Here is a 14843-nt window from a genome sequence, read left to right as displayed (position 1 = left end):
CGCACATTATTGGCATAGTCTGACATACATATCCTTATGAATACTAGCAGCAATTCCCAATCCCAACGTATCGTCGTTCTCGATACGGAAACCACGGGTATGAACCGTGAAGGCGGCCCTCACTATGAAGGACACCGCATTATTGAAATCGGTGCCGTTGAAATTATCAACCGCAAGCTGACAGGCCGTCACTTCCATGTCTACCTGAAACCCGATCGTGAGATTCAGTTAGAAGCGATCGAGATCCACGGTATTACCGATGAGTTTTTGATGGACAAACCGCAATATCGCGATGTGCATCAAGAGTTTTTAGATTTCATCAAGGGAGCTGAGCTGGTGGCGCACAACGCTCCCTTCGACGTCGGTTTTATGGATTACGAGTTTCGCAAGCTCGACGCTAAAATCGGTAAGACGGAGCAGTATTGCAAAGTGACCGATACGCTTGCTATGGCAAAGCGTATTTTCCCCGGCAAACGCAACAATTTGGATATACTTTGTGATCGTTATGGTATCGATAACTCACATCGTACCTTGCACGGTGCATTGCTTGATGCGGAGATATTAGCAGACGTTTATCTGCTGATGACAGGTGGGCAAACCTCTTTACAATTTAATGCTGGAACGCGCAGTGATGGCAGTGTGGGAGGAGAGTCAATAAAACGAGCTGTCGCAGGTCGGAAAAAGCTAAAGGTTTTACATGCTTGTGCCGATGAACTACAAGCACACCAAGAAAGATTGGATCTAGTCGAAAAGAGTGGAAGTTGCCTTTGGCGTCAGTAGGAGAAAATATGTTGAGGATAATGGTGGCTATTGCTGCGCTGATGTGGAGTATTGGCGTTTTTGCGGCAAATCCCTCCTCGATGTCGCTACTCGATAATCGTTTTCGAGTGGATCCAACCATTTCACAAATTACTTTTGTCGTGTATCGCGAAAAGTCATCTCAGCCAGTGGTGCTTGTGCGGCCAGATGGTAAGAAATATTACGCGTGGCGGTACGATGAGAATATGCGTTGGTATCAAGAACCCACAATGGATATCATTTCAATTGATAAGCCAATGCCTGGCCCTTGGCAGGCTATAGGAAAGGTTTCGCCACAAAATAGCATTAAGCTAATCTCACACTTGCAATTGGATACAGATGTATTTCCTAGCCGTTTGTATCATGGTGAAGAATTAAAATTTACAGCTCGCTTAACCTCCGACGGTAAGCCTTTATTGTTGAGAGACTTTCTCGATAGAGTCAACTTAAAAGTGACTTTTACTAAGTTCGTTGAAAATGAAGAAGAACTGATCAAAGAAGCGCGTCCATTACCGGAAGTGATTGGTGAATTTGCTGATGATGGACGTGGTTTAGATGAACGTCCTGGTGATGGTGTATTTACGGTTGCGTTACCTATCACTCCAGTGCCGGGTAAATACCGTGTTAGGATCACTTCTGGTAACGGTGTATTTTTACGCGCTCAAGAGCAAGAAGTGTTAGTTTACCCTACGCCAGTGTCGACTACCTTTATCCAGTCCCGAGTAGATGGCGCGCCGCACCAAATTGTGTTTGCAGGTGAGTTAGGCATGGTTGAACCCGGATCGATAGCGGCGCATGTTGAGCATGCCAATATTTATGATGATATTTTTGCTACTGAAGGACTATCCGGAAAAGAGTCACTCAAGCTTAATTTGGAAATTCCATATAAAGGGGATAACGGTAACTATCGTTGGTCTGGAAGGTTGTATGCGACAGAGCTCGCTAGCCAGCGCCCACTTTATTTCCCACTTTCAGAGCGTACTTACAGCGTGGTGGATGATGTTAACATTGAGGAGACTCGCCGTTTGCAGATGGAAGAAGAGATTAAGCAGCGTAGGCTTGAACAGGAGCAACTTATTATTCAGATGAGAGAAGAGGCAACGAGTCGCAGTATTATGTTCATTGTTATTGGTAATATTGGTGCGATATTGATTGGGCTTTTGGCGTGGTTTGTGATGCGTAAGATTAAAGCGAAAAAGACGTTGCAACCCGAATTACAGTTGAATATGCCGAAGAAATAACAAGGGATGTTGCCGAGTTGGCAACCTCTTGATTCTGTATTCTAGTCATAGAAAAGGGCACTTAAAGCGCCCTTTGACATTCAATAGATTGACTTACGCAACATCATTTATTGCCGGATATTGAGGCTTTGCGGCCAGTTCCTGTGGCGCAAAATCATCGACATTAATGGTATACAAACGATGAGCCTCAGCTTCCGTTAATAGCTGTGCTTCTTGTTCGGTTAGAATTTTTTGTTGTAAGCCAATGGCGGCCACTTCATCTAAACGCAAAAATGGACGGCGTTGATTGGTGACGCTGCACACTTTATCGAACAAAGGCTCTGCACGTAAAATGATGTCCAGTGCTTGTTCAATCTTACCCGCCGCATTATGCGCCGTTGGGGCGAGATATTGGTTGCGACCGATGCGTGAACGAGTTTCACTCGGTGTTTGCAGGATCTGCGCAACTTGGCTATCTAATTTATCACTAGGTGCTTTGCGTACTCGACCAATCGGCATCAACAATATACGAAGTACCTTACCAATCGCTTTATTCGGGAAGTTGGCTAAGAATTCATCAATGGCGACTTCCGTCTGCTTCAAACTGTCTTGTAGACCCCAATGAACCAAAGGAAGATCCTCCACGGGACGACCATCATTTTCAAAACGCTTAAGTGTGGCAGAACTGAGGTAGAGTTGGCTCAAAATATCGCCAAGGCGTGCTGACAAGCGCTCTTTACGTTTGAGAGAGCCTCCCAATACAGCCATCGAAATATCAGAAAGCAGTGCTAAGTTAGCGCTGTAACGGTTTAGTTGTTGGTAGTAGCGTTTGGTTGCATCATTAGTCGGTGCAGATGAACCCAAACCATCGGTGACACCAAACCAAATACTGCGCACAAGATTACTCATGGTGAAGCTGACGTGACCTGCAAGAGCGGCGTCAAATTTCTCAACGGCATCAGAATCTTGTGAATAAGCGGCGTTCATTTCTTCTAAAACATAAGGATGACAACGGATAGCGCCTTGACCAAAGATGATCATTGAGCGAGTCAGAATATTGGCCCCTTCGACGGTTACGGCAATCGGTGCACCTTGGTAGCTGCGAGCTAAAAAGTTAGCAGGACCAATACAAATGCCTTTCCCGCCCACGATATCCATTGCATCAATAATGCTGCGTTGACCACGGTGGGTACAGTGGTATTTGACTATAGCGGAAATGACCGAGGGTTTTTCGCCCAGATCAATACCAGCTACGGTTAAATTGCTCGCCGCATCCATCACATAAGCGTTACCACCTAAACGTGCTAATGGCTCTTCGACACCTTCCATATGGCCAATTGGTTGCTTAAATTGACGACGAATCCGAGCGTAAGCTCCTGTTGCTAGCGCCGCAGTTTTAATTCCGCCCGTCGAGTTAGAAGGTAACGTAATACCACGTCCAACCGATAAACACTCTACAAGCATACGCCAGCCTTGTCCTGCCATGCTTGGTCCGCCAATAATGAAATCAAGCGGCACAAATAAGTCGTTAGCACGTGTCGGACCATTTTGGAATGGAACGTTCAATGGCATGTGGCGATTGCCAATTTCAACTCCTTTTAAGTGGGTTGGGATGAGCGCACAAGTGATGCCAAGCTCTGTTTTATCCCCAAGTAAGCCGTCAGGATCGCGCAGTTTGAATGCTAGGCCTAATACGGTTGCAACCGGGGCGAGCGTGATGTAGCGCTTGTTCCACGTTAGGCGCATCCCTAACACTTCTTTTCCTTCCCATTTCCCTTTACATACCACGCCAAAATCAGGAATTGAACCTGCATCGGAACCCGCTTCTGGGCTGGTTAATGCAAAGCAGGGAATCTCTTTACCTTCCGCTAAACGTGGCAGGTAATGGTTTTTCTGATCTTCAGTACCATAATGTTGTAAAAGTTCGCCCGGGCCTAAAGAGTTCGGTACACCAACGGTGGATGAAAGCACTCCAGATACACCCGTTAGCTTTTGTAGCACAATGGATTGTGCATAAGCTGAAAACTCCAAGCCGCCGTATTGTTTTTTTATGATCATGGCGAAGAATTTATGATCTTTTAAATATTGCCAAACCTCAGGAGGTAAGTCGGCTAATTCATGCGTAACTTGATAATCGCTAACCATGGCACACACTTCGTTGACTGGTCCATCAATAAAGGCTTGCTCTTGTGCACTTAATGTCGGCGCTGCAATTTTGTGTAGTTTGTTCCAGTTCGGTTTGCCTTTAAACAGTTCAGCTTCCCACCAAACGGTTCCTGCATCTAATGCCTCTTTTTCGGTTTGTGACATTGCAGGCAGCACTTTTTTGAACAGTGTTAATGCTTTTTCGCTAATAACGCTTTGACGGATAGAGGGAACGGCTAATAAAGCGATAGCCGCTAAATACAGCAACCATCCAATCACCCCGGTGTAATCCAGCAGGGTAAGAACCACCATGGTTACCGTTAGCGCAACTAATGCGCTAAAAAGTGACATTCGGTGGTAGAGGCACACACCGAACACGGTGAGAAAACCAAGTATAGAGAGCAAGATGTCCATAATTTCATTCCTTTGAGACTGTATTCACGCCATTGCGGCTGATTTTTCTCAGTGCATTGGAAAGTGTTGTTAGTCGTCTCGTTTGTGTAAGTGGTCTAACCAGTTCTAAGTGTAATCAAATTATTAACGAAATGTAAAACCTTGTATTGTTCAAAAAGTGATCCATGTAGGGCAAAACCTCAAAATAAATAACCCATAGAGGGCTTTCTGGAGTGGGAAGCGGGAGAAAACAACAATTCTTGAAGTCGAACTATCGACAGAAAGGATGGTTTGGGTAAACTCAAGCCTGTTACTGGCTCTTGATTGATGGAGCCTATCGGTAAACAGATTAAAAAGAGAATATATCTATGTACCAGGATTTAATTAAAAGTGAATTGACCGAAGCGGCTGACGTGCTAAACAAATTTCTTAATGATGAGCATAACATCGCTCAAATTGAGGCCGCCGCAAAACTGATTGCCGACTCATTTAAGCAAGGCGGAAAAGTGCTCTCTTGCGGCAATGGCGGTTCCCACTGTGATGCAATGCACTTTGCTGAAGAGCTAACGGGGCGCTATCGCGAGAATCGTCCGGGTTATCCTGGTATTGCTATTTCAGATCCAAGCCATTTGTCTTGCGTTAGCAATGATTTTGGTTACGATTTTGTATTCTCTCGCTATGTGGAAGCGGTGGGCTCAAAAGGCGATGTCCTGTTTGGCCTATCGACTTCTGGTAATTCAGGGAACATTTTGAAAGCGATTGAAGCGGCCCAAGCCAAAGGGATGAAGACCATTGCACTGACCGGTAAAGATGGTGGGAAAATGGCAGGTTTAGCGGATATCGAGATTCGTGTCCCGCACTTCGGCTACGCGGATCGTATCCAAGAAATCCATATCAAGATCATCCACATCGTTATCCAACTGATTGAAAAAGAGATGGCGTAAGAAGTTCAACACCGTTCTTTTCTTTTAATGTGTTTGTGGTTGCAAAAGGGAGTGCATTAAACCATGTGTGAATTGCTCGGTATGAGTGCCAATGTGCCGACTGATATTTGCTTTAGTTTTACTGGGTTGATTCAGCGTGGCGGCAACACGGGGCCGCATCGTGATGGTTGGGGAATCACTTTCTATGAAGGGAAGGGGTTTCGTACCTTTAAAGATCCTAACCCTAGCTTTCAGTCAAAAATTGCAGAGCTTGTGCAGAGTTACCCTATAAAAAGTCGGGCAGTGGTTAGCCATATTCGTCAAGCAAATCGGGGTGGGGTGAATTTGGAAAATACTCACCCATTCACTCGAGAATTGTGGGGGAGATATTGGACGTTCGCTCACAATGGACAATTGGCGGATCACCAGCAGCTAGAAACTGGGCGCTATCGCCCTGTTGGTGAAACCGATAGCGAGCAAGCTTTCTGTTGGTTGTTAAAGCAGTTAGAAGCGCGTTATCCTGAACCGCCTCAAGATATGCTCAGTATGTTTCAATTCGTTGCGAAGTGTTGCGATCAACTTAAGCTGCAAGGTGTGTTTAATATGCTACTTTCTGATGGTGAGTTTGTGGTGACCTATTGCACGAATCATCTGTACTGGATTACTCGACGAGCTCCCTTTGGGAAAGCAAGTTTACTTGATGAAGATGTCGAGATTAACTTCCAAGAAGAAACAACGCCTGATGATGTTGTGTCAGTGATTGCGACTCAGCCACTGACGGGAAATGAAACTTGGCAACGAATGAAGCCAGGCGAATATGCGATTTTCCATTATGGCGAATACGTTGATGGCAATGCGCAGTCCTTAGCTGACATTCCGTTTGCCGCGGCAAAGCCAGGCTGCCAAGCACCTATTTAAGTTTTTTATTCTTAAGCTTGTTCTATTTACTGCTGTTTGAATTGTATTTGAGATGACAATAAAAAAGGTTGCTGTTGAGGCAACCTTTTTCGCACTATTTAGAGATACGATTTATTCATCGAAAGCATAACCATGCATGCCAAGTAATTGGCCATCTAAATAGGCTTTACCTTCACGCATTTCCAAGCGTCCTTCAACGAACCATTGTGCCACTAGTGGGTAAATTCGATACTCTTGAGCTTGGACACGTTGAGTCAAAATCTCAACGGTATCTTCATCAAAAATAGGCACTTTTGCTTGTAGAATGACAGGGCCACCATCAAGTTGTTCAGTCACAAAATGCACACTGGTGCCGTGCTCTTCATCACCCGCGTGAATCGCGCGTTGGTAGGTATTCAACCCAGGATATTTAGGAAGTAAAGAAGGATGAATATTGAGCATCCGTCCTAAATAGTGACGCACAAACTCACCACTCAGAATACGCATGTAGCCAGCAAGAATGATTAAGTCAGGCGCGTATTGGTCAATTTTCTCCATCAATACCGCATCAAACGCATCTCGCGTGTCAAAGGCATTTGGGTCAATATGCACCGCCGCCGCACCTGCTTTTTTAGCTCGTTCTAAGCCATAAGCAGTTGCTTTGTTTGAAAAAACAGCCGTTACTTTGCCATCTTTAATTTTCGTTTCACACGCATCAAGGATAGCCTGTAAGTTGGTGCCATTTCCTGAAACTAAAACAACAATACTTTTCATCAGTTATTTGATCTCTACTTGCTCTTCATCGAGTTGAGCTTCAGCAATATGACCGATAACCCACGCATTTTCGCCTTCCGCTTGCAGTAATTGAACCGCCGCTTGTGCTTGATCCATTGGAAGCGCAACAATCAGTCCTACACCACAGTTAAATGTGCGGTACATTTCGTGAGTGGTTACATTCCCTTTTTCTTGCAGCCATTGGAAAATAATTGGCCATTCCCAGCTATTGCCATCAATCACCGCTTTCGTCCCTTGCGGAAGAACGCGAGGAATGTTTTCCCAGAAACCACCGCCAGTAATGTGTGAAATGGCGTGAATATCGTGCTCGGCGATCATCTTAAGCGCTGATTTGATGTAAATTTTGGTTGGTGTCAGTAAGTGTTCACCAATCGTTTTGCCAGCTAAGTCTTCATTTTTGTCGGCACCGGATACTTCGAGGATCTTGCGAACTAATGAATAGCCGTTTGAGTGAGGGCCGCTAGAGCCAACCGCAATCAGAGCATCACCTGCTGCTACTTTTGAGCCATCGATGATCTCTTCTTTTTCAACCACACCGACACAAAAGCCAGCGACATCGTAATCTTCACCTTCGTACATACCCGGCATTTCCGCGGTTTCACCACCGATCAAAGCGCAACCTGCTTGCACACAACCATCGGCAATACCCGACACCACATCAGCAGCCGTATCTACATCCAATTTGCCCGTTGCGTAGTAGTCCAAAAAGAAAAGCGGTTCAGCACCTTGAACAATCAAATCGTTAACACACATTGCAACCAAGTCAATGCCAATGGTGTCGTGCTTATTCATATCCAATGCGAGGCGAAGTTTTGTGCCAACTCCATCGGTGCCAGAGACTAAAATAGGATGTTTATATTTGGTTGGTAGCTCGCAAAGCGCGCCAAAACCACCAATGCCACCCATAACTTCAGGGCGACGAGTGCGTTTGACGGCGCCTTTAATTCGTTCAACAAGTGCATTGCCTGCATCAATATCTACGCCAGCATCTTTGTAACTAAGAGAAGTGTTATTACCGCTCACGGGGAAGTCCTCGGTCATAAGTTGGATATGAAAACGGCGCTATTCTAACAGGGCTTAAAACAAAAAGGAAAACGTTTGCGTCAGTTTTTTTGTTTATAATTGGCACTGAAATTAGCATAAAAAGTGTGTACAATTCGAAGGTTTGTTTAAATGTCGTCGGAGATGAAAATGAAAGTTGTTGAAGTTAAACACCCTCTAGTTAAGCACAAACTTGGGTTAATGAGGGAAGGGGATATCAGCACTAAGCGTTTTCGTGAGTTAGCTACAGAAGTGGGTAGCCTACTAACTTATGAAGCAACCTCAGACTTTGAAACAGAAAAAGTGACGATTGAAGGCTGGAATGGCCCAGTTGAAATTGATCAAGTCAAAGGTAAAAAAGTAACGGTAGTACCTATTTTGCGTGCTGGTCTTGGCATGATGGACGGCGTTTTGGAGCACATTCCAAGTGCGCGGATTAGTGTTGTTGGCATCTATCGTGATGAAGAAACGCTTGAGCCTGTCCCTTATTTCAACAAACTCGCTTCTAATATTGAGGAGCGAATTGCGCTTGTGGTTGACCCAATGCTGGCAACTGGCGGTTCCATGATTGCGACGATCGATTTGCTCAAGGAGCGCGGCTGTAACCAATTTAAAATTCTCGTTTTAGTTGCAGCGCCTGAAGGCATCGCGGCGTTAGAAAAAGCGCACCCTGATGTTGAGCTCTATACGGCGGCAATTGATGAGAAATTGAATGATAAAGGTTATATCGTTCCTGGTCTTGGCGATGCTGGCGATAAGATTTTTGGTACGAAATAAGCGTTAATTTTATACTGTCTTAAAGGAGAAACGAAAGTTTCTCCTTTTTTATAGTTGCTTCAGTGATGCGTCATTACGGTCATTTTATTGCTCAACAGAATTAACGCATTGTTCGATGATTATTTTTTAAGGCTTAACGTACTGCTTTTTCTGTGGCTATTAGCTGGCGCACCTTGTGATGAATTTGTGGGTCGGCGCGGTGCTCTTTTTGTTGTATTTGGAGCATGACGAAACTCATCGGCATTGCGTCCTTGGAACGTTTTTGGCTTTTGATTTCTGCGTGCCGTCGAGGTTTGATTTTGCTCACGACTATCATACAGTTTTGCATCGGTAGCTTTGCGAATACGCTTACCCGTCACATCAAGCTTGGACGCGCCTTCCGTACCGCAAGAACTTTCGCACATAGCTAATATTTCAGCGACTTCCTCGTCGCTTAAATAACGCCATTCACCATTAGGGATACCGTCTAGGCTGATGTTCATAATACGAACTCGGCGTAGTTTAAACACTTCGTAACCTAAGGCCTCACACATACGACGAATTTGACGGTTTAACCCTTGTGTTAACACAATTCTAAAGGAGAACTTCGTTTCTTGGGTTACTTTGCAAGGCAGTGTCACCGTATCAAGAATTTCCACACCAGAGGCCATCTTATGTAGAAATTCATCGGTGATGGGTCTATCTACTCGAACGACGTACTCTTTTTCATGGTTATTACCAGCACGTAATATCTTATTGACTATGTCACCATCGTTAGTCAGAAAGATCAGTCCATCTGATGGTTTATCTAATCGACCTATCGGGAAAATACGTTTGTGGTGGCCAATAAAATCAACAATGTTACCTGGAATATCGCGCTCTGTTGTGCAGGTGATTCCAGTCGGTTTGTTAAGGGCAATGTATATCGGTTTTTCTTTTGATTTTAATGGATTACCATCAATACACACCTCATCGTTCGGCGTGACTTTAGTGCCCATTTCCGGCAATAGTCCATTGATGGTTACTCGGCCTTGTTCAATTAACTTATCGGCCTCTCGACGAGAACAGAAACCAGTTTCACTGATGTATTTGTTTAAACGGATGGTGGCTTGTTGTGACATAAGTTGCTCTTACGTTTCCCAACGGCGGTGAATAAAAAGAAAGCAACACTCTGAGTGTTGCTTATTAACGTTGCGATATTTTAGCAGTTAATATTAATTAACCAAGGCGTTTTTAATGACACTCATGGTTTCCAGCCTTTCCCCATCACTTTTCCTCAACAAGATATAGACGGCATTGACGTATTTATTTATGCGAAGAGGGAATGCTTTTATTTGTATGAGAAAATGGAAACTATTTTGAGACAGGTGTTCTTATCGAACCGTTCTTGAGTAGCGAATGATGCCATTCATCAAGAAGATAGAGTTATTAACGCGATAAAAAACCGGAGCAGACAGATAATCCACCCCGGTGCATAGCGTCACACTATTTTTCAATAGGTGCTAAGCGATCTAGTGAGGAGATTTGTCATTCATCACTTTATAAATGAAGAAACCGCCATAAAACAGCATAAGACCAAAAGCACCAAAGATTACTATCATTGAAGATAGTCCCACAGCATTACCAAATAGGAGATCAAGCCAAAAGTCCATGTTTCCTCCAAAGTTTCGAAGACACAGCCAAGTTAAAGTTTGCTCTGTTTGTTGACACTGATCTGGATCAATTATGTTGCATAGGTTAACTTGATGTTTCTGTTGGTGTGTAATTAGTCACGTTTTTATGTGTATTTGATGGTGATTTAGCCAATGAGTTTGTTATTTGATGGAAATAAGATTAAAGGCTTGCGTCTTAATTTTAGATGAGTAATATACGCATCCGTTCTAGGCAAAAAGCTCGGAACTGCTCGTTAAGTGCAGAGCAAAAATTTCGGTGAATAGCGCAGCTTGGTAGCGCATCTGGTTTGGGACCAGAGGGTCGGGGGTTCGAATCCCTCTTCACCGACCATACTTAAAAGCCTCGCAGTAATGCGGGGCTTTGTTATATCTGGAAGCGGTGAGTTTTTTCGTTACCAAAGAGAAAGGGGTTCGCCTCTTTCACTATCTGGCTCTTCACCGACCATATTTAAGAGCCTCGCAGTAATGCGGGGCTTTGTTGCATCTGGATGTGATCACTTTCATTACCAAAGATAAAGGATCTTCCACTGTCCACCCTTCACCGAGAAAATTCAACTATTGAAAATAGCAGTCAATATTCCACGATAATAAATAGCATTAGGATGTGTAAAAAACGTCACTTTAGCGCATTTTGACGTTTGATGAGTCATTACAATTTATGACCTATATCACGATTTAACCTGCCAAATCCCTTTAATGAACTTCTCGCCTTGTAGTGAGTAGTGATCTCTATTCATAAATTCATTTTTGTTATGCATTTTTATGTGATCTTTCTCAAGTTAAACTCGTCAAATAATAAATTACGGTTTTGACGTCAAGTTTAATCTATTGATTTTAAATGGTTTTGTTTTGATTGTATTTTAGAGAATTTGAACTGGATCACTTCGTGTAGCTAATTATTTTACGCTTAGAAATAACTCCTTGTATGGTGAATGCCTTAGGTCACAAGCCTTTATGCTTGTTGCTGTTTTGAGTCCTTTTAACAGGATATTGGGTTTTTATTTTAAAGGTAGGGTGAGTCAAATGTTGAAACCTAGTTTGATTGCTGTTTCGGTTATCGCCACATTATCAGGTTGCTCTTTGTTGCAATCACCAGAGCAGAAAGTAGTCGATGCGCTGGCGGAAAATTTGGATATTCATTACACCGTATTAACGAATCACGGGGCAGATGAAGGATTGGCATGTCAGGCTCTCGAAGCAGAATGGGCATCGTGTAATAAAGTGAACATGACCTTGGTTAACCAAGGTGAAGCTGTGAATTCAAAGCAGTGGGCTATCTATTTCCACAGCATTCGACTGATTCTGGATGTTGAAAATGATCAATTCAAAATTACCCGTTTAACGGGTGATTTACACAAACTTGAACCTACTGATAAATTTGATGGTTTTGCTGCGGGCGAAGAGGTTGTTTTGCCTCTGGTCGCTGAGTATTGGCAGTTGTTTGAAACGGACTTTATGCCGCGTGCATTCGTTGCGGCGCCCAATACAGAGCCTAAACTTATTGTATCTCTTAACACAGAGGATACGTCGTCATTTGTGCGTGGGCTTGAGGGCGACAATATAAAACGCACTACCAGCGATAATAATGTGTTTGCCACGGCCATCAGCCGATTTGAGAGAAATAGCGATGTATCACTGCAAGATGTATCAACGGCTCTGTTACCAACGCCTCTAAAAACAACGCTTGGTCAAGGTGTTGTTGACATTACTCGTGGCCTTAAGCTTGATGTGAAGGACTTTGCGACGGATCAGTTTTCAGCATTGCAGGCGCGTGCTAAAACGATTGGGCTGAAGCTTGATGGAGAGTTGGCGGTTGGTGTTGCGATTACACCGAGCGAATTTTCTGACCAGATGGCGACATCGGGTGCTTATGAGTTGGAGATTGCACCGAATGCTATCTCTATTCGTGCATTTGATGAGGCGGGAGCTTTCTACGCCGTTCAATCTATTTTGGGTTTAGTGGATAGCCAGAATGTCACAGCGCTGCCAGCGATCCGCATCGAAGATGCTCCACGTTTTGATTACCGTGGTGTGATGGTGGATGTCGCACGTAACTTCCATTCTAAGCAAGCGATTTTGGCCACGTTAGATCAAATGGCGGCTTATAAGATGAATAAATTACATCTTCATTTGACCGATGATGAAGGTTGGCGTTTAGAAATTCCGGGCTTACCTGAATTGACCGATATTGGTGGACAGCGCTGCTTTGATTTAGATGAGAAAAACTGCTTGCTGCCACAGCTTGGCTCCGGTCCAAATTCTGATAACTTTGGCTCTGGTTATTTTAGTCGAGCTGATTACATTGAAATCCTCAAGCACGCTAAAGCGCGCAATATTGAAGTGATTCCTGAAATTGATATGCCAGCCCATGCTCGCTCTGCGGTTGTGTCAATGGAGGCTCGTTTTGAACGTTTGAGCCAAGAGGGGAAAACCGAACAGGCTAGCCAGTATCGCTTGATGGATCCTCAAGACAGCTCCAATGTTACGACGGTTCAGTTTTATGATAAGCAGAGTTTTATTAACCCTTGTTTAGACTCGTCTAAACGTTTTGTGGACAAGGTGATCACTGAAGTGGCCTTGATGCACAGTGAGGCGGGCATGCCTTTATCGACTTGGCATTTTGGTGGCGATGAGGCGAAAAACATCAAATTGGGCGCGGGTTTCCAAGATATTAATGCGACGGAAAAAGTCAGTTGGAAAGGTAACTTAGATCTTTCACAACAAGATAAACCATTTGCGAAATCGCCACAGTGCCAAGCATTAGTCAGCCAAGGAGTAGTAAGTGACTTTGCTCATTTACCGAGTTATTTTGCTGAGCAAGTATCGGAAATTGTCGCCGATAAAGGGATTGAGAATTTCCAAGCATGGCAAGATGGCTTGAAATACAGCGAGGGAGAATCCGCTTTTGCCACGCGCAATACACGTGTGAACTTTTGGGATGTCCTCTATTGGGGCGGTACAAGCTCTGTTTATGAATGGGCAAAACAAGGTTACGACGTAATTGTTTCTAACCCTGATTATGTCTACATGGATATGCCTTATGAGGCGGATCCTAAAGAGCGCGGTTATTACTGGGCCACCCGTGCGACCGATACGCGCAAAATGTTTGGTTTTGCACCGGAAAATATGCCGCAAAACGCTGAAACTTCATTAGATCGTGATGGTAATGGTTTTGTCGGTAAAGGAGAGGTGACGTCGAAACCATTCTACGGTTTGTCAGCTCAATTGTGGTCAGAAACGGTTCGTAATGATGAGCAGTATGAGTATATGGTTTTCCCTCGAGTGTTGGCGGCTGCCGAGCGTGCTTGGCATAAAGCGGAGTGGGAGAACGACTATAAAGTAGGGGTTGAATACTCTCAGCAAACGAACCTAGTCAATAAGTCTGCACTGAATCAAGATTGGACTCGTTTTGCTAATATTGTTGGGCAACGTGAGCTGGCGAAACTGGAAAAAGCTGGCATTGATTATCGCCTGCCAATTCCCGGAGCTAAGATTGAAGCGGGTAAATTGTCGATGAATTCGTCATTCCCAGGTGTTGAGCTGCAATACTCATTAGATGGTCAACAATGGCTTACTTACTCGAGCATCGAACAACCGAAGGTGTCCGGTGAGGTCTGGATCCGTTCTATCTCTGCTTCAGGCGAGCGAGTCAGCCGAGTAACTAGCGTTAAATAACTGTAGCCATATCAAGGCACCCCAATGAAAGCCTCCGCATCTGTCGGAGGCTTTATTACATAAAATCAATTACCTTCGTGGTGAGCAAACTCAAACACCTGACCTTGCTCGTTAAAAGCAAAAACCGAATAGGCTTCTTTCTTATCACCAGATTCCATACCTGGAGAACCGATTGGCATGCCGGGCACGGCTAACCCTTTGGCATTTTTCGGTGGATTAGCGAGAAAGGCTTGAATGTCTGTGGCTGGAATGTGACCTTCGAAAACATAGCCGTCGATAACGGCTGTATGGCAAGAGGCGAGCTTGGGTGTAATGCCCAATTGTTGTTTTATCGCCGTCATATCTTCTTGCAATTGCTCGTTAACCTTAAATCCTGCTTGTTGCATGTGAGTGGACCACTCAGTACAGCAGCCACAATAAGGGGATTTGTAATTGGTCATCTCGGTCACCGTGGCGAATGCGGAGTAGCTCATAAGAGACAAGGTGCTAAGCATAGCGGCTGTGATCATTTTCATTTTTATCTAACC

The 14843-nt window shown here is 44.2% G+C and carries 12 protein-coding genes and 1 tRNA gene; 7 read left to right on the top strand and 6 right to left on the bottom strand.

The window, feature by feature from the left end:
* Positions 1–36: 36 nt before the first annotated feature.
* Both dnaQ and AACQ79_RS06230 read left to right on the top strand, forming a co-directional pair.
* Positions 37–780: a DNA polymerase III subunit epsilon gene (gene dnaQ, locus AACQ79_RS06235; RefSeq protein WP_094132457.1), complete on the top strand. Its 744-nt coding sequence runs from the start codon at positions 37–39 to the stop codon at positions 778–780.
* Between the two features lie 8 nt (positions 781–788).
* Positions 789–2039: a TIGR03503 family protein gene (locus AACQ79_RS06230; RefSeq protein ID WP_161441835.1), complete on the top strand. Its 1251-nt coding sequence runs from the start codon at positions 789–791 to the stop codon at positions 2037–2039.
* Positions 2040–2132: 93 nt separating this feature from the next.
* On the opposite strand, the gene fadE is transcribed toward AACQ79_RS06230, so the two are convergent.
* Positions 2133–4577, bottom strand: a complete 2445-nt coding sequence (fadE, locus tag AACQ79_RS06225) for an acyl-CoA dehydrogenase FadE (protein ID WP_017049704.1) — start codon at positions 4575–4577, stop codon at positions 2133–2135.
* Between the two features lie 347 nt (positions 4578–4924).
* Between fadE and lpcA the strand changes: the two genes are divergently transcribed.
* Both lpcA and AACQ79_RS06215 read left to right on the top strand, forming a co-directional pair.
* Positions 4925–5500: a D-sedoheptulose 7-phosphate isomerase gene (gene lpcA, locus AACQ79_RS06220; RefSeq protein WP_010320095.1), complete on the top strand. Its 576-nt coding sequence runs from the start codon at positions 4925–4927 to the stop codon at positions 5498–5500.
* 63 nt (positions 5501–5563) lie between these two features.
* Positions 5564–6397 (top strand): class II glutamine amidotransferase, encoded by an 834-nt coding sequence (locus AACQ79_RS06215; protein ID WP_094145424.1) that lies wholly within the window; start codon positions 5564–5566, stop codon positions 6395–6397.
* A gap of 111 nt (positions 6398–6508) precedes the next feature.
* On the opposite strand, the gene purN is transcribed toward AACQ79_RS06215, so the two are convergent.
* The gene (purN, locus tag AACQ79_RS06210) at positions 6509–7150 is read right to left on the bottom strand and encodes a phosphoribosylglycinamide formyltransferase (protein WP_017047307.1); all 642 of its coding nucleotides are present in this window, start codon (positions 7148–7150) and stop codon (positions 6509–6511) included.
* A gap of 3 nt (positions 7151–7153) precedes the next feature.
* The gene (gene purM, locus AACQ79_RS06205) at positions 7154–8194 is read right to left on the bottom strand and encodes a phosphoribosylformylglycinamidine cyclo-ligase (RefSeq protein ID WP_170898776.1); all 1041 of its coding nucleotides are present in this window, start codon (positions 8192–8194) and stop codon (positions 7154–7156) included.
* A gap of 168 nt (positions 8195–8362) precedes the next feature.
* On the opposite strand from purM, the gene upp reads away from it, so the two are divergent.
* On the top strand, positions 8363–8989 hold the full coding sequence (gene upp / locus AACQ79_RS06200) for a uracil phosphoribosyltransferase (protein ID WP_026027908.1): 627 nt from the start codon (positions 8363–8365) through the stop codon (positions 8987–8989).
* Between the two features lie 119 nt (positions 8990–9108).
* On the opposite strand, the gene rluF is transcribed toward upp, so the two are convergent.
* Both rluF and AACQ79_RS06190 read right to left on the bottom strand, forming a co-directional pair.
* Positions 9109–10089 (bottom strand): 23S rRNA pseudouridine(2604) synthase RluF, encoded by a 981-nt coding sequence (gene rluF / locus AACQ79_RS06195; protein ID WP_170898774.1) that lies wholly within the window; start codon positions 10087–10089, stop codon positions 9109–9111.
* A 390-nt stretch (positions 10090–10479) separates the two neighbouring features.
* Positions 10480–10620: a DUF3149 domain-containing protein gene (locus AACQ79_RS06190; protein WP_010319399.1), complete on the bottom strand. Its 141-nt coding sequence runs from the start codon at positions 10618–10620 to the stop codon at positions 10480–10482.
* A 275-nt stretch (positions 10621–10895) separates the two neighbouring features.
* Here AACQ79_RS06190 and AACQ79_RS06185 point away from each other — a divergent pair.
* A tRNA-Pro gene (locus AACQ79_RS06185) sits at positions 10896–10972 on the top strand.
* Positions 10973–11664: 692 nt separating this feature from the next.
* Positions 11665–14316, top strand: coding sequence for a beta-N-acetylhexosaminidase (locus tag AACQ79_RS06180; RefSeq protein ID WP_170898772.1), 2652 nt, complete (start codon positions 11665–11667; stop codon positions 14314–14316).
* A 65-nt stretch (positions 14317–14381) separates the two neighbouring features.
* On the opposite strand, the gene AACQ79_RS06175 is transcribed toward AACQ79_RS06180, so the two are convergent.
* The gene (locus AACQ79_RS06175) at positions 14382–14831 is read right to left on the bottom strand and encodes a DUF411 domain-containing protein (RefSeq protein WP_081245276.1); all 450 of its coding nucleotides are present in this window, start codon (positions 14829–14831) and stop codon (positions 14382–14384) included.
* Positions 14832–14843: the final 12 nt, after the last annotated feature.

It is taken from the genome of Vibrio sp. 3-2(1) (assembly GCF_963887575.1).
GTDB classification, from domain to species: Bacteria; Pseudomonadota; Gammaproteobacteria; order Enterobacterales; family Vibrionaceae; genus Vibrio; species Vibrio anguillarum.
Note: the sequence above shows the minus strand (reverse complement) of the source record. Positions and strands in the feature narration are given on the sequence as shown.